The sequence below is a fragment of the Niveispirillum sp. FG148 genome, assembly GCF_057809655.1.
Genome location: NZ_JBMDKJ010000002.1, coordinates 1 through 19,223, shown reverse-complemented (window position 1 = coordinate 19,223; position 19,223 = coordinate 1). Strand labels below are relative to the sequence as shown.

Annotated in this window: 18 protein-coding genes; 12 read left to right on the top strand and 6 right to left on the bottom strand. The window is 64.0% G+C overall.

Annotated elements, in window-relative coordinates; translation table 11 throughout:
* Nucleotides 1-9 precede the first annotated feature (9 nt).
* The 7 genes from ACODTW_RS01995 to ACODTW_RS01965 all read left to right on the top strand — a co-directional run bounded on the left by ACODTW_RS01995 (nt 10) and on the right by ACODTW_RS01965 (nt 6,391).
* Nucleotides 10-891 carry an NAD(P)-dependent oxidoreductase gene (locus tag ACODTW_RS01995; RefSeq protein ID WP_488944200.1) on the top strand — a complete coding sequence of 294 codons (882 nt, stop codon included), beginning with the start codon at nt 10-12 and terminating at the stop codon, nt 889-891.
* On the top strand, nt 888-1,913 hold the full coding sequence (locus tag ACODTW_RS01990) for an amidohydrolase family protein (RefSeq protein WP_488944199.1): 1,026 nt from the start codon (nt 888-890) through the stop codon (nt 1,911-1,913). The genes ACODTW_RS01995 and ACODTW_RS01990 overlap by 4 nt, the downstream gene beginning before the upstream one ends.
* On the top strand, nt 1,913-2,329 hold the full coding sequence (gene ligA, locus ACODTW_RS01985) for a protocatechuate 4,5-dioxygenase subunit alpha (RefSeq protein WP_488944198.1): 417 nt from the start codon (nt 1,913-1,915) through the stop codon (nt 2,327-2,329). Before ACODTW_RS01990 ends, ligA begins: the two co-directional genes overlap by 1 nt.
* Nucleotides 2,330-3,172, top strand: a complete 843-nt coding sequence (locus tag ACODTW_RS01980) for a class III extradiol dioxygenase subunit beta (RefSeq protein WP_488944197.1) — start codon at nt 2,330-2,332, stop codon at nt 3,170-3,172.
* On the top strand, nt 3,169-4,110 hold the full coding sequence (locus ACODTW_RS01975) for a Gfo/Idh/MocA family oxidoreductase (protein ID WP_488944196.1): 942 nt from the start codon (nt 3,169-3,171) through the stop codon (nt 4,108-4,110). Before ACODTW_RS01980 ends, ACODTW_RS01975 begins: the two co-directional genes overlap by 4 nt.
* Nucleotides 4,111-4,188: 78 nt before the next feature.
* The gene (pobA, locus tag ACODTW_RS01970; protein ID WP_488944195.1) at nt 4,189-5,355 is read left to right on the top strand and encodes a 4-hydroxybenzoate 3-monooxygenase; all 1,167 of its coding nucleotides are present in this window, start codon (nt 4,189-4,191) and stop codon (nt 5,353-5,355) included.
* Between the two features lie 43 nt (nt 5,356-5,398).
* Nucleotides 5,399-6,391, top strand: coding sequence for an aldo/keto reductase (locus ACODTW_RS01965; RefSeq protein ID WP_488944194.1), 993 nt, complete (start codon nt 5,399-5,401; stop codon nt 6,389-6,391).
* Here ACODTW_RS01965 and ACODTW_RS01960 read toward each other — a convergent pair whose 3' ends face one another.
* From ACODTW_RS01960 to ACODTW_RS01945, 4 genes are all read right to left on the bottom strand, one after another.
* Nucleotides 6,392-7,363 (bottom strand): PDR/VanB family oxidoreductase, encoded by a 972-nt coding sequence (locus ACODTW_RS01960; RefSeq protein WP_488944193.1) that lies wholly within the window; start codon nt 7,361-7,363, stop codon nt 6,392-6,394. It lies immediately after the preceding gene.
* A gap of 146 nt (nt 7,364-7,509) precedes the next feature.
* A complete protein-coding gene (locus ACODTW_RS01955; RefSeq protein ID WP_488944192.1) occupies nt 7,510-8,244 on the bottom strand; it encodes a GntR family transcriptional regulator in 735 nt (244 codons plus the stop codon).
* A 40-nt stretch (nt 8,245-8,284) separates the two neighbouring features.
* Entirely contained in the window at nt 8,285-9,340 is a 1,056-nt protein-coding gene (locus tag ACODTW_RS01950; protein WP_488944191.1) for an aromatic ring-hydroxylating dioxygenase subunit alpha, read from the bottom strand.
* A gap of 102 nt (nt 9,341-9,442) precedes the next feature.
* The gene (locus ACODTW_RS01945; RefSeq protein ID WP_488944190.1) at nt 9,443-9,919 is read right to left on the bottom strand and encodes a MarR family winged helix-turn-helix transcriptional regulator; all 477 of its coding nucleotides are present in this window, start codon (nt 9,917-9,919) and stop codon (nt 9,443-9,445) included.
* 395 nt (nt 9,920-10,314) lie between these two features.
* Here ACODTW_RS01945 and ACODTW_RS01940 point away from each other — a divergent pair, with 395 nt between their 5' ends.
* From ACODTW_RS01940 to ACODTW_RS01920, 5 genes are all read left to right on the top strand, one after another.
* Nucleotides 10,315-11,523, top strand: coding sequence for an MFS transporter (locus ACODTW_RS01940; protein WP_488944189.1), 1,209 nt, complete (start codon nt 10,315-10,317; stop codon nt 11,521-11,523).
* 88 nt (nt 11,524-11,611) lie between these two features.
* Nucleotides 11,612-13,072: an aldehyde dehydrogenase gene (locus tag ACODTW_RS01935; RefSeq protein WP_488944188.1), complete on the top strand. Its 1,461-nt coding sequence runs from the start codon at nt 11,612-11,614 to the stop codon at nt 13,070-13,072.
* A gap of 21 nt (nt 13,073-13,093) precedes the next feature.
* Complete coding sequence (locus ACODTW_RS01930) at nt 13,094-13,903, top strand: p-hydroxycinnamoyl CoA hydratase/lyase (protein WP_488944187.1); 810 nt, start codon at nt 13,094-13,096, stop codon at nt 13,901-13,903.
* 86 nt (nt 13,904-13,989) lie between these two features.
* Nucleotides 13,990-15,528, top strand: a complete 1,539-nt coding sequence (locus ACODTW_RS01925; protein WP_488944186.1) for an AMP-binding protein — start codon at nt 13,990-13,992, stop codon at nt 15,526-15,528.
* Between the two features lie 320 nt (nt 15,529-15,848).
* The gene (locus ACODTW_RS01920) at nt 15,849-18,149 is read left to right on the top strand and encodes a TonB-dependent receptor (protein ID WP_488944185.1); all 2,301 of its coding nucleotides are present in this window, start codon (nt 15,849-15,851) and stop codon (nt 18,147-18,149) included.
* 58 nt (nt 18,150-18,207) lie between these two features.
* Here ACODTW_RS01920 and trhA read toward each other — a convergent pair whose 3' ends face one another.
* Together trhA and infA are read right to left on the bottom strand one after the other, a co-directional pair.
* On the bottom strand, nt 18,208-18,867 hold the full coding sequence (trhA, locus tag ACODTW_RS01915; protein WP_488944184.1) for a PAQR family membrane homeostasis protein TrhA: 660 nt from the start codon (nt 18,865-18,867) through the stop codon (nt 18,208-18,210).
* A gap of 33 nt (nt 18,868-18,900) precedes the next feature.
* Nucleotides 18,901-19,179: a translation initiation factor IF-1 gene (gene infA, locus ACODTW_RS01910; RefSeq protein WP_488944183.1), complete on the bottom strand. Its 279-nt coding sequence runs from the start codon at nt 19,177-19,179 to the stop codon at nt 18,901-18,903.
* Nucleotides 19,180-19,223: the final 44 nt, after the last annotated feature.

Here is a 19,223-nt window from a genome sequence, read left to right as displayed (position 1 = left end):
GGTTGGGCCATGCAGAACGAACCCAATCCCCCCCTGACCCCGGTCGCCCTTGTCGGTTTCGGCGAGGCTGGCCGCACCTTCGCCACCGCCGGTGCCTGGGGCGCCCGCGCGTCGGTGTTCGATATCAAGACATTGCGGCCTGATCTGGCGCCGGGCAAGCGGCAGGACTATGCCGTCGCCGGCGTCGATGGCCGGGAGAATGCAGCCGACGCCCTGGCCGGGCGGCCCGTCGTGCTCTGTCTGGTCACAGCCGATCAGGCCCTGGCGGCGGCACAAGCCTATGCGCCGCTGCTGGCGCCCGGTGCGCTGTGGTGCGACATGAACTCCGTCGCCCCGGACACCAAACGTGCGGCCGCCAAAGTCGTAGAGGCGGCGGGCGGCCGCTATGTCGATGTCGCCGTCATGGCCCCCGTCGATCCCGCCCGCCTGTCGGTGCCGCTGCTGGTCAGCGGTCCGCATGCCGACGCCGGGCTGGAAGCGCTGGCCAACCTGGGCTTCAGCAAGCGGCGTGGCGTTGGAGCAGAGGTGGGGCGCGCGTCTGCCATCAAGATGGTGCGGTCCGTCATGGTCAAGGGCATCGAGGCGCTGACGGCGGAGATGATCCTGGCCGCGCAATCGGCCGGGGTGGTGGACGAGGTCCTGTCCTCCCTGGGGGCCGAATGGCCGGCCAAGGCCGATTACAATCTGGACCGCATGCTGGTGCATGGTCTGCGCCGGGCGGCCGAAATGGAAGAGGTGGCCAAGACCTTGACCTCGCTGGGCGTGGAGCCGGCGATGACGCAGGGGACCATCATCCGCCAACGCCGGCTGGGCTCCCTGGGCGGCACCGCGCCCGAAGGGCTGGCCGCCAAACTCAATCATCTCACCCATAACGGGAAGTCACAATCATGACCCTCGTGATCGATTGCCACGGCCATTACACCACGGCGCCGGAGGCCCATAATGCTTGGCGCGAGGCGCAGGTAGCAGCCTTCAAGGCCGGCACCGCTCCGCCGCCCTATCCGGAAATTTCCGACGATGATATCCGTGCCACGATCGAGAAGAACCAGCTTCGGCTGATCCGCGAACGTGGCGCCGACCTGACCATCTTCAGCCCCCGCGCCTCGGCCATGGCCCACCATGTCGGGGACGAGGCGGTGAGCATCGAATGGGCGCGACGCTGCAACGACCTGATCGCGCGCGTCGTCCGGCTTTACCCGGAGACGTTCGTCGGCGTCTGCATGCTGCCGCAATCGCCGAAGGCGGGGCTGGAGGCGTCGATTGCGGAGCTGGAACGCTGTGTCAACGACTATGGCTTCATCGGCTGCAACCTGAACCCGGATCCCGGTGGCGGGCATTTTACCCACCCGGCGCTGACCGACCCGTACTGGTATCCGCTGTATGAAAAGATGGTGGAACTGGACGTGCCGGCCATGATCCATGTGTCGGGATCGTGCAATGCCTGCATGCACGCCACGGGCGCATTCTATATCGCGGCGGACACCATCGCCTTCATGCAGCTGCTGGAAGGCGACCTGTTCAGCAAATTCCCCAGCCTGCGCTTCATCATCCCCCATGGCGGCGGGGCCGTGCCCTTCCATTGGGGCCGGTATCGCGGTCTGGCCGACATGCTGAAGAAGCCCGATCTGGGCCGGCATCTGATGAACAATGTGTTCTTCGACACCTGCGTCTATCACCAGCCGGGCATCGACCTGCTGGCCAAAGTGATCGACACCAAGAACATCCTGTTCGGGTCCGAAATGGTGGGTGCGGTGCGCGGCATCGATCCGACCACGGGGCATTATTTCGACGACACCAAGCGCTATATCGAGGCCCTGGATATCGGGCCTGAGGAAAAACACGCGATCTATGAAGGGAACGCGCGCCGCGTGTTCCCCCGCCTGGACGCGATCCTGAAGGGGAGGGGGCAGTGATGCCGGAAACGGGGCACCAGGATATCCACGCCTATCTGGCGGAATTCGACGATATACCCGGCACCAGGGTCTATACCGCCGCCCGCGCCCGCAAGGGCTATTGGATCAACCAGTTCGCCATGAGCCTGATGAAGGCGGAAAACCGGGCGCGGTGGAAGGCGGATGAGAAGGCCTATCTGGAGGATTGGCCGCTGACCGACGATCAGAAGGCAGCCATCCTGGCCCGGGATTACAACCGGCTGCTGGATCTGGGCGGGAATATCTACTTCCTGGCCAAACTCTTCTCCACCGACGGGCTTAGCTTTGTGCAGGCCGTCAGCACCATGACCGGCATGTCGGTCGCCGAGTATCAGGCGATGATGCTGGCCGGCGGCCGTTCACCCAAGGGTGTCCGTTCCATCAAGGAGGGCAACTGAATGGCCCGTATCACCGCCGGCGTGGCCAGCAGCCACGTCCCCGCCATCGGCGTCGCCATCGACCTGGGCAAGACCGCGGAAGCCTATTGGCAGCCCGTTTTCGCCGGTTTCGACTGGACCAAGCAATGGATCGCGGACGAAAAGCCCGACGTGGTCATCCTGGTCTATAACGACCACGCGTCGGCCTTTGACATGAAGATCATCCCGACCTTCGCCATCGGCTGCGCGGAGAGCTTCAAGCCGGCCGATGAAGGCTGGGGCCCGCGCCCCGTGCCAGTGGTGGAAGGCCACCCGGATCTGGCCTGGCACATCGCCCAGAGCTGTATCCTGGACGAATTCGACATGACCATCATCAACGAGATGGATGTCGATCATGGCCTGACCGTGCCCATGAGCCTGATGTTCGGCAAGCCCGAAGCCTGGCCCGTCAAGGTTATCCCGCTGGCGGTCAACGTGGTCACCTACCCGCCGCCGTCGGGCAACCGCTGCTGGCTGCTGGGCGAGGCCATCCGCCGGGCCGTGGAAAGCTATCCAGAGGACCTGAAGGTCCAGATCTGGGGCACGGGCGGCATGAGCCATCAGATCCAGGGTCCGCGCGCCGGCCTGATCAATGCCGAATGGGACAATCGTTTCCTGGACATGATGAGCCAGGACAGTCAGCGCCTCCGCACCATCCCGCATATCGAATATCTGCGGGAGACGGGCTCGGAAGGCATCGAGATGGTGATGTGGCTGATCATGCGCGGCGCACTGGGCGCCGATGTCCGCCAACTGCACCGTCATTACCACGTTCCGGCCAGCAACACGGCGGTCGGCCATATTGTACTGGAGCCTGTGACATGAGGATCGCCCTGGTCGGTGCGGGTGCTTTTGGGGAAAAGCATCTGGACGCGCTGAAACTCATCCCCGGTGTCACCATCACCTCCGTCATCAGCCGTCGCCTGGATCAGGCACAGGCCGTGGCGGAAAAATATGGCGCTGTCCATGCCGGCACGGAGCTGGAGGAGGCGCTGGCCCGTCCGGACGTGGATGCGGTGATCCTGTGTACGCCGACGCAGATGCATGCGGCCCAGGCCATTGCCTGCATGAATGCCGGCAAGCATGTGCAGGTGGAAATCCCGCTGGCCGATAGTTGGGCCGACGCCCAGGCCGTGCTGGAAACGCAGCAGCGCACGGGTCTGGTCTGCATGGTCGGCCATACGCGCCGGTTCAACCCGTCGCACCAGTTGCTGCACAAGCGTATCGTGGCCGGCGAACTGTCCGTGCAGCAGATGGATGTGCAGACCTATTTCTTCCGCCGCAAGAACATGAATGCGAAGGGCGAGCCGCGGAGCTGGACCGACCATCTGCTGTGGCACCATGCCGCCCACACGGTCGACCTGTTCGCCTATCAGTCCGGGCCGATCGTGAAGGCCAATGTCCTGCAGGGCCCCATCCATCCGGAACTGGGCATTGCCATGGACATGTCGATCCAGCTGCAAAGCGTGACGGGCGCCATCTGCACCCTGTCCCTGTCCTTCAACAATGACGGGCCGCTGGGCACCTTCTTCCGCTACATCTGCGATAATGGCACCTATATCGCCCGCTATGACGATCTGGTGACAGGGCGCGAGGAAAAGGTCGATGTCTCGCAGGTCGATGTCTCCATGAACGGCATCGAATTGCAGGATCGTGAGTTCATTGCCGCCATCCGCGAGGGCCGCGAGCCCAATGCCAGCGTGGCGAAGGTGCTGCCCTGTTACGAGGTGCTGCACAAGCTGGAACAGCAGCTTCTGGGCTGACGCACATGCCGGCCGGGATGGGGATGGCCCCTCCCGGCCGGCCGATCCGCGCCCATCGAGAATCCCTTGGAGGAAACAATGAAAACCCAGGTTGTCATTGTCGGCAGCGGGCCGTCCGGCCTGATGCTGGCGCACCTGCTGTGGCAGGCGAAGATCGATTGCGTGGTGCTGGAACGCCAGACGCGGGATTATGTCCTGGGCCGCATCCGCGCCGGCGTGCTGGAGAAGGTCACCGTCGATCTGCTGGACCGCATCGGGGTTGGCGCCCGCAAGGATGCCGAAGGGCTGGTCCATGACGGGTTCAGCCTGGTCACCGAGAACAAGCGCATCCGTATCGACATGGCAGCGCTGACGGGCAGCACCGTCACCGTCTATGGCCAGACGGAGGTGACGCGCGACCTGATGGATGCGGCCGACGCCCGCGGGATCAAGGTGGTCTACAGCGCCGGCAATGTCGCCCTTCATGATATCGAGGGCACCGCGCCGCACGTCACCTACGATCATGACGGCGCTTCGCATCGGATCGATTGCGACATCATCGCCGGCTGCGACGGGTTCCATGGCGTCAGCCGCGCCAGCATCCCCGCCGAAGTGCTGAAGACGTTCGAACGGGTCTATCCCTTCGGCTGGCTGGGCATCCTGGCCGATGTGCCGCCGTGTGACCATGAACTGGTCTATGCCAGCCATCCAAACGGCTTTGCGCTGGCCTCCATGCGCTCCAACACCCGCAGCCGCTATTATATCCAGGTGCCGCTGACCGAACAGGTGGAGGATTGGAGCGACGATCGCTTCTGGGATGAACTATGCGTGCGGTTGGGCGCGGATGCCGCCAAGGTGACGCGTGGACCGTCCATCGAGAAATCGATTGCCCCGCTGCGTTCCTTCGTGTGCGAAACCATGCGCCATGGTCGTCTGCTGCTGGCCGGTGACGCCGCGCATATCGTGCCGCCGACGGGGGCCAAGGGCCTGAATCTGGCCGCGTCCGACGTGCATTACCTGGCCGAAGCCCTGGTGGACTTCTTCCAGAAGGGTGACGAGGCGGCATTGGAGGCCTATGCTCCCCGCGCGCTGGCCCGCATCTGGCAGGCCGAACGTTTCTCCTGGTGGTTCACGCAGTTGATGCACCGTTTCCCCAATACCGAACCCTGGGATCGGAAGATGCAGGTTGCCGAACTGGACCATATCGCCCGGTCGCGCACCGCCCAGGCGGAAGTGGCGGAGAATTACATCGGCCTGCCGCTGTGATGAAGGCGGGAACGGGGCCGGTATTGTCAGCGAAGGAATGAACATGAGCCTTGCCCGTCGCCAACTCGGCCCCTTCACCGTTTCCGCCATCGGCCTGGGCTGCATGAACCTGAACCATGCCTATGGCGGGAAACCCAGCCCGGCCGAGGCGCGTCGCGTGCTGGAAGTGGCAGTGGAGATGGGTGTGACCCATTTCGACACCGCCGCCCTGTACGGCTTCGGCCGGAACGAGGAACTGGTGGGGGAGGTTTTGCAGCCCTTCCGCCAGCAGATCACCCTGGCCAGCAAATGCGGCATGACGGGGATCAATGGCCGCCGCGTCATTGACGGCCGGCCGGACACGTTGCGCCAGACCTGTGAAGAGGCGCTGCGCCGTCTGCGTACCGAAATCATCGATCTTTACTATCTGCACCGCTGGGACAAGGCGGTGCCCATCGAAGACAGTGTCGGCGCCCTGGCCGATCTGGTACAGGCGGGAAAGATCAGGGCCATCGGCCTGTCGGAAGTGTCCACGCCGACCCTGGAACGGGCGGCCGCCATCCATCCCATCGCCGCGGTGCAGTCGGAATATTCGCTGTGGAGCCGGGGGGTGGAGCGGGTCCTGCTGCCCGCGTGCGCCCGGCTGGGCACGGCGCTGGTGGCCTTCTCCCCCTTGGGTCGGGGCTTTCTGACGGGGGTTGTCAGCGATCCAGACGCGCTGGAACCTGACGATATCCGCCGTGGCATGCCGCGGTTCCGGCCGCCGCATCTGGCCACCAATCTGGCCCTGGCGGCAGAAATCAGAAGTTTGGCCGATGCCGCCGGCCGCAGCCCGGCGCAACTTTGCCTGGGGTTCCTGCTGTCCAGGGGGCCCCATGTCCTGCCCATTCCCGGCACGACGCGGATCGACCACCTGCGCGACAATATGCTGGCGGCCGAACAGCCCCTGTCGCCTGATCTGCTGCAACGGCTGGAAATGCTGTTCGCGCCCGACGCCGTATCGGGTGACCGGTATCCACCGGCCACCCTGACGGAAATCGACGAAGATCCGGCCTGATCAGGGCCGGTATCCGGTATCAATGGTGACACAGCCGCCCGGCGAGCGGGAGACGCAGGTGCACATGCGTTTGCCCTCCCGCTTTTCCTCGTCGCTGAAGAACACATCGCGATGATCCAGGGGGCCATTGCTGTCCAGGACGTCCACGGCGCACATGCCACATTCTCCGCGCCGGCATTCATGGATCATCGCCACCCCGGCCCCGATCAGCGCGTCCAGCAGCGACTGGTCCGGGGCCACGTCGATGGCCAGGTCATAGCCGGTCACCTTCACCTGAAACGACGTTTCCGTGAACCGGCCGGTATCGCCGAACACTTCATAGCGCAGCCGGCTCAACGGCCGGCCGGCGGCCAGCCAGGCCTGACGGACGGCATCCAGCATGGGCAGCGGGCCGCAGATATACAGCTCGCCATCGGCCGGCAGACGCGCAATCTCCGCCGCTAGGTCGATCATCGCTCCCTGATCCTGGGGATAAAGCGCCAGTTCATCGCCCAGGGCGGCGCGCAGCGGCGCAATGAAGGGCATGGCGGCCAGACTGGGCCCGCCATAGGCCAGGCGCGGCTTCATCCCCTTGGCCGCCAGCGCCAGCGCCATGCCATAGATGGGGGTGATGCCGATGCCACCGGCCATCAGCAGATAGGTAGGAGCCCGCCACGATAGCTCGAACCGGTTGTCCGGCGTCGTCAGGCGGATATTGTCGCCCGGTTGCAGGGTGAACATGAACCGCGATCCGCCGCGGCTGTTCGGATGCAGCTTGACGGCCACCGCGACATTGCCGCGGGCGGCATCGGGCAGGCAGCTGTAGGAGCGGACGACCCAGCCGTCACCGACCTTCACCCGGAACTGCACATGAGAGCCGGGGTCGAAGGCGGGAAAGGGTGTGGCAGCGGTGAATTCCAGCCGACGCACACCTTCCGCCACATCTTCCACACGCGCGACTTCCGCATCAAGCCAGACGGCGGCATTTTTCATCTTAGGTCCTCCCTTCCTGTTCATGTACGGGGGCGCAAGTGTCCCCCTTCGGCGCCGCCAGCCGGGGCGCCGGAAAATGAGCCAAGCTGTATACAGCCCGGATTGATCAGTCAGACAGCGCCTGTGCGCGGACCGTCGTGCAGATGTCAGCCGACGACCAGTGCCAGTGCCGGGAAGTGGCGCAACGCCTCGCTTCCGCCCTGCATCGCGGTCTCCAGGTTGCGGCGGGCCAGACGCGCATGCTCGCGGGCCAGGGATTCCGCCCTTGCCCCCTCACGCAGGCTGATCGCCTCCATCATGGCCCGATGCTGGGCCTGGGCCATCAGCAGGGAATGCGGCACCACCGCTGCTCCGTCGGCCCGTTCCAGAAAGGCACTGGGGGACGCGAAGGGCAGGCGGGTGATGCGGTCGATCTCCCGCTCCACCGTCTCGCTGCCGGACAGGCCGGACAGCAATTCATGGAACTCCGCATTCAGCGCAAGGTAACGGTCCATCGGCGGGTCGGCGGGATTGGACGACAAGGCATCGTCCAGCGCATCCAGCACCCGATTGATGGCCAGCATCCGTCGCGGTTCCACCCCGCGTTCGGCGGCCAGACGCGCCGCCGTGCCTTCCAGCACACCACGCAACTCGATGGCATCAATGGCCTGCGCCAGGGTGAAACGGCGGGGGATATGCCCGCCGGACGCCACGCGCTCCAGCAACCCTTCCTGTTCCAGGCGGGCCAGCGCAGCGCGGATGGGTGTCCGGGAAATGCCCAGCCGTTCCGCCAAGGCCGGTTCCGACAGGCGGTCACCCGGCTCCACCGCGCCCTGCAGGATCAGGTTGCGGATGCCGGCCAGGGCCCGCACCGTCTGCGCCGCATCCTTGTTGTAGCTCATCCGCTGCCGCTCCCTGACCTGTCCCGTTCGTTGCCGCGTCCTATTCCGCCGCCTGTACCAGCGCCAGGGCCGGCGCCTGTTCAGCGGCGATCATCTGATCGATCAGCCGCCGGGCCCACATGGAACCGGCGTCGATGTTCAGATTATAAAAGACATGGCCCGGATTGGCATCGATGGCTTTCTGCTGGGCTTCCAGGATGAATTCATCCTCGCGGAAAATCCCCGCCACGCCTTCGCGGATGCGATGCGTTTCATTCTGCTGATCCAGTTTGAAATTGCGCGCGAAGGCCCAGAAATAATGGCAGGTCTTGCCGGTTTCGGGCGTCAGCAGGTTGATGACGCGGCCATCGACACCGTTGCTGCGATCGCCTTCCGGCGCGCCGGTGCCGGTCGGGGCCACGCCCACCTCGATAATGATGGTGGACGGGGCCGTGAAGCGGATGATCTGCCAGCGGTCCACATGATCCTTCTGGCCCAGATTGCCGGCCCAGAAGGGCGGGGCCTCGATATCGATCATCCAGCGGGTGATGGTCGCGGTCTTGTCGGAATGGGTGGCCTGGAACGGTGCTTCCGCCACGGCCTCGTTGCCAATGGACGAGCCATGCACGAAGGTTTCGTGCGTCAGGTCCATCAGATTATCCAGCACCAGCCGGTAATCGCACTTGGCGTGGATCACCTTGCCATCGGCCGTCCAGCCGGGCGAGGCCATCCAGGAAATGTCGGGGATCAGGTCGGGATCGGCCAGCGCCGGATCGCCCGGCCAGATCCACAGGAACCGGTGGCGTTCCACCAGCGGATAGGTCTTGACGGCCGCGGAGGGGTTGATCGTGTGCTGGGACGGCATATGCACACAGCGGCCGGTATCATCGAATTTAAGGCCATGATAGCCGCAGGTCACCCGATCCCCTTCAAGCTTGCCCAAAGACAGCGGCAGCAGCCGGTGCCAGCAGGCATCGGCCAGCGCGACCGGCGTGCCGTCCAGCTTGCGATAAAGGACGACTTGTTTGTCACAGATGGTGCGCGCCAGCAGGCTGCGCCCCACCTCTACATCGTAGGCGGCAACGTACCAGGCGTTGACGGGAAAGGTTGCGGACATCAGGCGTCTCCCCGCGATCTGTATGTTGGATTTTCATCCTGTATACAGGTTGATCAGGAGCGACGCCAGAAGAATTTGATGGATCAATGATTGGGCCGGAGATCAGCCCAGATCACCGCCTTCTCCCTCACCACCGGCGAATTTGAAACCGTCCAGCAGGGCCAGCAGCGCCGACCGGCCGGCAGGTCCCAGGCTGGCGGTCAATTCCTGTTCATAGGCGTCATGCTGTGCCTGGATGGCCTGCATCCGCTCCTGCCCATGGTCGGTCAGATGCAGACAGTAGGAGCGGCGGTCCGTCAGGGAGGGAGAGCGGACCAGCAGTCCCCGATCCTCCAAACCGTCCAGCAACGGTACGAGGTTGGCCCGCTTCAGCCCCAGCGCATCGCTGATCTGGGATTGGCTGAGGCCGGGATTGTCGCGGATCACCGTCAGGATCGCGAACTGGGTCGGACGGATGTCAAATTCCGACATGAACTGGGTGAACAGGCTGAAAGCGCCGATCTGCACCCGGCGCAGGCGATAGCCGACCGACCGTTGCAGCGCCGAAAGATCCACGCCGGTGCGTTCCTGCTCATCCATCCTTCATCACCTTGCTTGATGTTCCATATTGTTATTGCAGGCTACAATTCCGCTGCTGGATTTTCGAGAGCGCAATCGCGTCCCTGCATGCATGGCCGCATCCTGCCCTATCATCGACGAGTCGGGTCAGAAAAGATTATCCTGCGTAACGAATCGGTGAGCGGCGTACCGGTCACCCGCGATCGAAGCCCTGACGGCCTGAACCACCCGGCCTCCTGGCGAGCGAGAATGCGGTGAGAACCGCGGCGGAGCGGCGCGCCAGTCGGTTGATCACCGGAGAAAATATCGCCCGCCGGCCGATTGGCATGATTAATTATTATAATGCATAACGACTCGTGATATCATCAGGGACAAGATAATAGTCCCGCGAATGGGACTGATCGGGAGGTTACCCCATGGGCTTGTCGTCCCGTGCGACCACGGGTGGGCGCATCACCCTGCTGCTCTGCTTTTTTATCGCGCTGCTGGAAGGTTTCGACATACAGGCCATCGGCGTTGCAGCCCCTTATCTGCTGCCGCAACTGGGCCTGACGCCACAGCAGGCGGGCGTGGTGTTCGGCGCCGGCATGGCGGGGCTGGTCTGCGGTGCCCTCACCGGCGGCTGGCTGGCCGATCGGATGGGGCGCAAGGGCCTGCTGATGGGCTGTGTCGCCATCTTCGGCCTGGGCACGCTGGCGACGCTGATCGCGTCGGGGCCGGTATCGTTGGGCGTCTATCGCCTGCTGGCCGGTGCCGGCATGGGCGCGGCGATGCCCAGCCTGGTTGCCGTCGCCCTGGAAATCGCCCCGCCGGAACGGCGGACCCGCACAACGACCCTGATGTTCAGCGGCATGCCGGTTGGGGGTGCGCTTGCGGCCCTGTTTGCTGCCAGCCTGCTGGAAAAATATGGCTGGCACAGCATCTTCCTGGTGGGTGGCCTGCTGCCGCTGGTGCTTCTGCCGGCCATGTATGTGCTGATGGGGAATGATACCCCCCACAAACATGCCCATCATGCGGAACGGCCGGGCGCTGTCCACACGCTGTTCGGCGACAATCGCGCCCTGACGACGCTGCTGGCATGGTTCACCTTCGGTATGACACTGCTGGTGCTGTACCTGCTGCTGAACTGGCTGCCCTCCCTGGTCGCGGCCAAAGGGCTTGGCGGCAGCGGCGGTGCCCAGGCTGCCTTTGCCTTCAATGCCGGCAGCGTGATCGGCTCCGTGGTTATCGGTCTGCTGGTCGACCGGCTGGGGCCGCGCCTGCCCATCATCCTGGCCTATCCGGCATTGGCGTTGGCCATGTTCGGTCTGGCCGGTGCGGACAGCCTGGGGCCGGTATTGGCGCTGGCGGGCATTGCCGGCTTCTTCCTGTTGGGCGCGCAATATTCCCTTTATGGCGTCATACCCCGCTATTACCCGGCCAAGGTCCGGGGCCTGGCGACGGGGGCGTCCATCGCGGTGGGGCGCCTGGGCTCCATCGCCGGCCCCCTGGTGGCCGGGCACTTGCTGGGGCAGGGCTGGGGGCCGGCCGGTGTGGCCATGGCCATGGTGCCTGTCGTGCTGTCGGCTGGAGGTGCGGTCAGCCTGATGACCATCCGTGGGCGGTTTGTTGACGACGCTGCGTGAGCCACCGGCGGCAAGGTTCCGCTTGCGGGTTGGGCGCAATCGTTATATAACATAACCAATAATACGCCATAGCGTGGGAGGAGATATCATGGACAATCGGTTGGAAGCCGATTTGCTGATCGGCGGCGAATGGCGCGGGGCCAGCAATGGCACCACGTTCGATCGCCGTAATCCCGTGACCGGTGACGTGGCCAGCACTGCGGCGGCTGCGACGCTGGACGATGCCGCTGCTGCTGCCGTGGCCGCCGCTGCCGCCTTTCCGTCCTGGTCGCAGACGGGGCCCAATGCCCGCCGCACCCTGCTGCTGAAGGCGGCCGACGCCCTGGTGGCGCGCATGCCGGACTTCATCGCTGCAATGGCAGCGGAAACGGGGGCAACGGCGGGTTGGGCTGGCTTCAACGTCACCCTGGCCGCGTCCATGCTGCGCGAAGCCGCATCGTTGACGACGCAGATCAGCGGAGAGGTCATTCCGTCGGACAAGCCCGGCTGCATCGCCATGGCGGTGCGCCAGCCCGTGGGCGTCATTCTGGGCATTGCCCCCTGGAATGCGCCGGTGATCCTGGGTGTGCGCGCGGTCGCGACGGCGCTGGCCTGCGGCAACACCGTGATCCTGAAGGCGTCGGAACTCTGCCCCCGCACGCATGCGCTGATCGGTCTGGCGCTGGCCGATGCCGGTTTCCCGACCGGCGTTGTCAATGTGCTGACCAACGCCCCGGCCGATGCGGGCGCTTTGGTGGGGGCGCTCATCGACAACCCGGCCGTTCGCCGCATCAACTTCACCGGCTCCACCCGGGTGGGCCGCATCATCGCCGAACGCGCGGGCCGCAATCTGAAGCCAGTGCTGCTTGAACTGGGGGGCAAGGCGCCGCTGCTGGTGCTGGACGATGCCGACCTGGACGAAGCCGTGAAGGCCGCCGCCTTCGGCGCCTTTTTCAATTCCGGCCAGATCTGCATGTCAACCGAACGCATCGTCGTTGACAGCAAGGTCGCCGATGATTTCGTTGCCCGTTTCGCCGCCAAGGCCGCGACGCTGGTCGCCGGCGATCCGCGTGAGGCGAAGACGCCGTTGGGCTCGGTCATCGACCCGCATGCCGTGACCGGTATCCAGGCCCTGATCGACGACGCCGTTGCCAAGGGGGCGAAGCTGTATCAGCCGAACCCGACCACGGGCACCTGCATGTCCGCCGCCATTCTGGACCATGTCACGCCCGCGATGCGAATCTATGCGGAAGAAAGCTTCGGTCCCGTCACCACCATCGTCCGCGTGGACGGGGAGGCGGAAGCTGTCCGCGTCGCCAACGACACCGAATATGGCCTGTCGGCCTCGATCTTCACCCGTGACGCCGCACGCGGCCTGCGTCTGGCCCGGCTGATCCAGTCCGGCATCTGCCATGTCAACGGCGCTACGGTGCATGACGAGGCGCAGATGCCCTTTGGCGGGGTAAAGGACAGCGGCTATGGCCGTTTCGGCGGCAAGGCCGGTGTGGATGCGTTCACCGAACTGCGCTGGATCACGCTGGAAACCCAGCCCGGGCATTTCCCCATCTGATCTTTCATCAGGACAAGCATTATGACGGATACGGTAGCCTATGACGTGATCGAAGGGATCGCCTGGGTGCGGTTCAATCGGCCGGAGAAGCGCAATTGCATGAGCCCGACGCTGAACCGTCGGATGATGGAGGTTCTGGACGCGCTGGAATTCCGCGACGATGTCGGGGTTCTGGTCCTGTCGGGCGAGGGGTCGGCCTGGTCGGCGGGCATGGACCTGAAGGAATATTTCCGCGAGACGGAAAAGCACGGGCTGGGCGCCACGCGCCAGGCGCAGCGCGAGGCCTATGGCTGGTGGCGGCGCCTGCGCTGGTACCAGAAGCCGACCATCGCCATGGTCAATGGCTGGTGCTTCGGCGGCGGCTACGGCCCGCTTTATGCCTGCGATCTGGCCATTGCCGCGGAAGAGGCGAAGTTCGGCCTGTCGGAGATCAACTGGGGCATCCTGCCCGGCGGCGGGGCGACCAAGGTGGCCGTCGACCTGATGTCCATGCGCGATGCCATGTACCACACGCTGACCGGGGAGGCGATCGACGGGCGCAAGGCCGCCGAATGGCGCCTGGTGAACGAGGCCGTGCCGCTGGCCCAGCTCAAGGACCGCGTGACGGAACTGGCCAAGGTGCTGCTGGAAAAGAACCCGGTCGCCCTGAAGGCTGCCAAGGACGCCGTCCGCCGCGTCAAGGACATGACCTACGACAATGCCGAGGATTTCCTGGTCCGCGCCCAGGAAGCCGCCAATTCCTTCGACAATGACGGCCGCAAGGAAGGCATCCGCCAGTTCATCGACGAAAAAAGCTACAAGCCCGGCCTCGGTGCCTATCGCCGGGAGTGACGGCGCCCAACCAAGGGCCATGATCAAATGGCCCTTGGTCGCGCCCCGTCGCCAAACCCATTCCTGGACCAGCAGAGACCGACGCGATGAACAGCCCCGCCTTGTTCCTGCCCGCCCCCGATCCGGTTGCCTTCCAGGCGGCGGCGCAGCCTGACAAGCTGGCCATGGTCGATCTGGCCGGCGGCCGACGCTACAGCTATGCCGCCCTTGACCGGGCGGTAAACCAGTGTGCCGCATGGCTGGTGGGGCGCATCGGCACCGTGGCCGGTCAGCGCGTCGCCGTCCTGGCCCGGAATGACACGGCCATCCCGATCCTGCATCTGGCCCTGGCCCGGCTGGGGGCGATGCTGGTTCCGCTGAACTGGCGGCTGACCGTTCCGGAGCTTGATTTCCAGGTCGGGGATTGCTTGCCGGCACTGTTGCTGGCAGATGCCGATTTCAAGGACACGGCCATCCGCGCCGCCGCAGACAGGGTGCCGGTTCTGGACCTGGCGGCGACGGCGGCGGAATGGGACGCGACGGCACCGGTCCGGCCCGCCAGCGTGCCGTCGGTCGAGACGCCCAGCACGCTTCTTTACACCTCCGGCACCTCCGGCCGGCCGAAGGGGGTGCTGCTGACCGAAAGCAACCTGTTCTTCACCAATGTGAATTTTGGCCTGATGAACAAGGTGACCTCGCAGTCGGTCATTCTCTGCGACATGCCGCTGTTCCATGTGGTGGGGCTGGTGACCATGACGCGCACCCCCCTGGCCCAGGGCGGCACGCTGCTGATGTCGCGGGGGTTCGATCCGACGGTGACGCTGGACCGGCTGGCCGACCTGGAATTGGGTATCACCCATTACATGTGCGTGCCACAGATGGCGCAGACCCTGCGCCAGCACCCGGACTACAAGCCGGAGAGGTTGCGGGGCCTGGTGGCGCTGTGTACGGGCGGCGCACCGATGCCGGCGGCTCTGATCCAGCGCTTCTGTGACGACGGCATCACCATCGCCGACGGCTATGGGATGAGCGAGTCCGGTACAGTGCTTGGCATGCCCATCGCCGATCGCGCCCGGATCCTGGCCAAGGCAGGATCGGCCGGCATCCCCGGCCCGGTCCTGCGCCTGCGCCTGGTCGATGACCACGGGAACGACGTGCCGGACGGGCAGGTGGGCGAGATCTGGATTGCTGGCCCCAATCTGTCGCCCGGCTACTGGAACCGTCCGGAACTGCCCGGACTGGCGGAGCAGGGGGGGTGGCTGCGAACCGGCGACGCCGCCTGGCGTGACGCTGAAGGCTTCTACTATCTGGTCGACCGCAAGAAGGACATGTTCATTTCCGGCGGAGAGAATGTCTATCCGGCAGAGGTGGAAGCGGCCATTCTGGAAATGGATGACGTCGCGGAAGCCGCTGTCATCGGCATGCCCGATGATCGATGGGGCGAGGTGGGCTGGGCCTATGTCGTTCCCCGCCCCGGAACCGGCGTGACGGCGGAACGGGTCATGGCCTACCTGGACGGACGTGTTGCCCGATATAAGCGGCCGCAGCGGGTTCTGATTACCAATGACCTGCCACGCACCGGCTCCGGCAAGTTGCAAAAGCATGTGCTGAAGGAACAGGCTCTTTCCCGCGGTCAGCCGGAATGAGTAGCCCTCATTACAATTCAGCCTTATTTGCAACTTTAGGGCGCTGACAGCGCTATTTTCTTCGGGGCACCTTTCCGGCCAAACCCCACCGATAATGGCCGTCTCCCCAGGCGGGCTTTTACCTTCAATCGTGCGGATTACTCTGCTGCAAGGTCAGAAAATCCCGCGCATTTCTCCCGTAAACAGCTTGCGGGAGGGCCTCGGTTCTGTCACTATGTTATAGCAAATAACTATAAAAGAGACAGTCAGTTCACTGACTGTCTCTTCCTGAAAGCGCGACAAGAAGAGCGTTTCAAAAAAAGTCTCACTGGGAGGTAACAATGAACAAGGGTGACCGTCGGATACATCCGGCGAATGGGAACACGCGTCCCCACAATCTGTCACGTACACTGACCGCCATCGGTCTTGCCCTGGCGGCAGCGGTTCCCGCCGTTGCACAGAACGCACCGGCCGTTCTGGAAGAAGTGGTGGTGACGGCCCGTCGTCGGGCGGAAGCATTGCAGGATACGCCGGTGGCGGTGACGGCTTTCAATGCCGAAGCCCTGGAAACCCGTACCGTCGAAACGCTGGACAATATCGCCAAGTTCACGCCGAACATCCGTTTCGACGGTGCGGCAGCCCTGTCGGGTGGCAATTACAACGCCACGGTTTTCGTCCGTGGTATCGGTCAGAACGACTTCGCCATCTTCAGCGACCCTGGTGTCGGCTTCTATGTGGATGGCGTCTACTATGCGCGATCCATCGGCGGCATCATGGATGCCATGGACCTGCAGAGCGTGCAGGTTCTGCGCGGCCCGCAAGGCACGCTGTTCGGCAAGAACACGATCGGTGGCGCTGTTTTGATCACAACCCAGGCGCCGACGGATAACCTGTCCGGCAGTGCGGAACTGACCACCGGCAGCTACTCGCGGTTTGACGCGAAGGGCGTGCTGAACGTGCCGCTGGCCGAAGGCAAAGTGTTGACGCGCCTCTCCTTCTCCAGCCTGAACCGCGACGGGTACGCCAAGCGGCTGAGCGACGGCGGCGAGATGGGTGACAAGAACGCCGATTCCGGCCGCGCCCAGATCCTTGCCCATCTCAGCGAAGAACTGAGCCTGCATATCACCGGCGATGTGACGCGCGCGCGGGAACATTCGGCCCCCAACAAGCTGCTGGCCGTGGCGCCGGCACCGGGCCTGACCGGCGTACCGTTCCTGACCAACTATAATCAGTTCGTGGCCTCCACCTTCGGCATCACGGCGCCGAACGGGCAGAAGACGCTGAACAGTTCCTTCGTCACCGACGATCCCTATACGACCTGGGCCACAGGTCCGAACATCAACGATCTGGACCTGTGGGGCGTGGGGGGCACCCTGTCCTGGAGCCCGGGTGCCGTCGATGTGAAGAGCATCACGGCCTATCGCAAGATGCATGCGGTCTTTGCGCGTGACGGGGATAACAGCCCGTTCAAATATCGGGAAACCTATAACAACGACCACCAATGGCAGTTCAGCCAGGAATTCCAGCTGAGCGGGGACAGCTTCGATGATCGGCTGAGCTGGGTGGCCGGGCTCTATTACTTTGCTGAAAAGGGCACCGACGATGCCCGGGCCGATCTGGCCATCGGTCTGTGGCCGCCCTTGGCCGCGCCTCTGTCGCCGGCCACGCTGATCTTGAACAAGATCGACAACAAGTCCTACGCCGCTTTCGGCCAGGGTACCTGGAAGTTCACCGACGCCCTGTCCATGACCGTCGGAGGCCGCTGGAACCGCGATGAAAAGTGGATTTCCGTCTACAACAAGCGCCAGCGCGACAATGTGATCTTCACCGATGTCCAACGGTCGACCGAATGGAATGCCTTCACGCCCAAGGTGGGTGTTGAATACAAGGCAACCAAGGACGCGCTGCTGTATGTTTCGGCGGGCAAGGGCTTCAAGAGCGGTGGCTTCAACGCCCGTCCGTTGGTCGATGCATCGGAAGTGACGGAGTACCAGCCCGAAACCATCTGGACCTACGAAGCCGGTGCCAAGACCGAATGGCTGGACAAGCGGCTGATCCTGAATCTGGCCGCCTATTACAGCAAATATGACAATATCCAGCTCACGGTGAACCAGACGCCGCGCAATTTCGTGGCCAATGCCGCCAAGGGCACCATCCAAGGCGCTGAACTGGAAATGCGCGCCCGGCTGTTCACCGGCTTCGATGTCGATCTGGGCGTCGGCTATACCGATGCATCCTATGACGAGGTCGGGACCGGATTGGGACCGACGCAGGTGCTGCCCATCACCAAGGCGGCCAAATTCGTGAAGACGCCGAAATGGACGGTGAACGCCGGCGCGCAATATACCCATGAACTGGCTGACGGCAGCAGCCTGACCCTACGCGGCGACGTGTCGGCCTACAGCAAGTTCTACAATGATGTGGCCAATACGGAGCTGGTTGCGCAGTCCGGCTATGCGGTGATGAACGCGCGCCTGACCTACAACTCTGCCGACGACCGCTGGAGCGTGGCGCTGTTCGGCACCAATCTGGCGGATCGCCGGTACTTCGTATCCGGCAACGCCAGCCCTGCCTTCGGTCTGGCGGAAGTCAGCTACGGGCGGCCGCGGGAATGGGGTCTGTCCGGCAAGGTGAAGTTCTGATCAGTGAGGCGGCTCTCTGCATCTGGTAACGGATGCAGAGAGCCCATTTCCGTATCTGTCAGATCGGGGTGAACTCCACCACCATCGCCTTGAAATGGCAGGCAGCGGCGGCCAGCACCAGCAGATGCCAGACCGTATTGTGGTAGCGCACGCGTACCGCCAGATAGGCGCCAACACCCAGCGTATAGATCACGGCACCGGCCGCAATCCAGGTACCGGTATCGGGGTGCAGCCGGCCCGACAAGGCCGGGATCATCGGCAGCCCGATCCAGCCCAGCCCGATATAGAGTGCCAGCCCCACCCGTTCATACCGGCGCGGGGCCCGCAGTTTCAACAGGGCGCCGACCCCGGCAATGCACCAGACCAGTGCCAGAGAGGCAACCGCCTGTGTCACCGGCAGGCGGACCAGCAAGGGCGTATAGGTGCCCGCGATGGCAGCATAAATGAATGCATGGTCCATCCGCCGCAGCGTTTCCTTCAGCGGATGACGATTGATCAGGTTATAGCTTGCTGATGATGTCAGCATACCGGCCATCGCGGCGACATAAATGACCAGCGCCAGCAGGCCGCCGGAAGCGCCAAGGTCCAATCGCGACAGGATCAGCCAGATCCCGCCCGACCAGGCCGCTGCCACACCCAATATATGGACGATGGCATCCGACCAGTATTCGCCCCGATGATACGGGGTTATATGTTCAACGGCCGGTCCGGCATCCATGTTTGGAATGTCCTCCGGCCGTTGCAACCGAACTTACCGGCGGCGCGGCGGCGGGGGACGTCGTACGGCACCGCCGGGACCGGCGGAACGTTCGTCCTTGTGCCGATAGGTAATGCGCCCCTTGGACAGATCATAGGGCGTCATTTCAACCGTGACGCGGTCACCCGCCAACGAGCGGATGCGGCTCTTGCGCATGCGGCCGGCCGTGTACGCGATGATCTCGTGACCGTTTTCCAGCTTCACGCGGAAACGACCGTCGGGCAATGCCTCTTCGACATGGCCTTCAAACTCAATGAACTCTTCTTTGGCCATCCGGCCCTCCCTGAAAACGGAAAGGGGGGGGGGATGGGTTGATG

What these genes read in the sequence shown, in the direction of transcription:
- ligA (WP_488944198.1), top strand. Translation starts at nt 1,913, where the DNA reads ATGCCGGAAACGGGGCACCAGGATATCCACGCCTATCTGGCGGAATTC.
- infA (WP_488944183.1), bottom strand. Translation starts at nt 19,179, where the DNA reads ATGGCCAAAGAAGAGTTCATTGAGTTTGAAGGCCATGTCGAAGAGGCA.
- trhA (WP_488944184.1), bottom strand. Translation starts at nt 18,867, where the DNA reads ATGGATGCCGGACCGGCCGTTGAACATATAACCCCGTATCATCGGGGC.
- ACODTW_RS01995 (WP_488944200.1), top strand. Translation starts at nt 10, where the DNA reads ATGCAGAACGAACCCAATCCCCCCCTGACCCCGGTCGCCCTTGTCGGT.
- ACODTW_RS01940 (WP_488944189.1), top strand. Translation starts at nt 10,315, where the DNA reads ATGGGCTTGTCGTCCCGTGCGACCACGGGTGGGCGCATCACCCTGCTG.
- ACODTW_RS01960 (WP_488944193.1), bottom strand. Translation starts at nt 7,363, where the DNA reads ATGAAAAATGCCGCCGTCTGGCTTGATGCGGAAGTCGCGCGTGTGGAA.
- ACODTW_RS01920 (WP_488944185.1), top strand. Translation starts at nt 15,849, where the DNA reads ATGAACAAGGGTGACCGTCGGATACATCCGGCGAATGGGAACACGCGT.
- ACODTW_RS01955 (WP_488944192.1), bottom strand. Translation starts at nt 8,244, where the DNA reads ATGAGCTACAACAAGGATGCGGCGCAGACGGTGCGGGCCCTGGCCGGC.
- ACODTW_RS01930 (WP_488944187.1), top strand. Translation starts at nt 13,094, where the DNA reads ATGACGGATACGGTAGCCTATGACGTGATCGAAGGGATCGCCTGGGTG.
- ACODTW_RS01965 (WP_488944194.1), top strand. Translation starts at nt 5,399, where the DNA reads ATGAGCCTTGCCCGTCGCCAACTCGGCCCCTTCACCGTTTCCGCCATC.
- ACODTW_RS01975 (WP_488944196.1), top strand. Translation starts at nt 3,169, where the DNA reads ATGAGGATCGCCCTGGTCGGTGCGGGTGCTTTTGGGGAAAAGCATCTG.
- ACODTW_RS01990 (WP_488944199.1), top strand. Translation starts at nt 888, where the DNA reads ATGACCCTCGTGATCGATTGCCACGGCCATTACACCACGGCGCCGGAG.
- ACODTW_RS01925 (WP_488944186.1), top strand. Translation starts at nt 13,990, where the DNA reads ATGAACAGCCCCGCCTTGTTCCTGCCCGCCCCCGATCCGGTTGCCTTC.
- ACODTW_RS01945 (WP_488944190.1), bottom strand. Translation starts at nt 9,919, where the DNA reads ATGGATGAGCAGGAACGCACCGGCGTGGATCTTTCGGCGCTGCAACGG.
- pobA (WP_488944195.1), top strand. Translation starts at nt 4,189, where the DNA reads ATGAAAACCCAGGTTGTCATTGTCGGCAGCGGGCCGTCCGGCCTGATG.
- ACODTW_RS01935 (WP_488944188.1), top strand. Translation starts at nt 11,612, where the DNA reads ATGGACAATCGGTTGGAAGCCGATTTGCTGATCGGCGGCGAATGGCGC.
- ACODTW_RS01950 (WP_488944191.1), bottom strand. Translation starts at nt 9,340, where the DNA reads ATGTCCGCAACCTTTCCCGTCAACGCCTGGTACGTTGCCGCCTACGAT.
- ACODTW_RS01980 (WP_488944197.1), top strand. Translation starts at nt 2,330, where the DNA reads ATGGCCCGTATCACCGCCGGCGTGGCCAGCAGCCACGTCCCCGCCATC.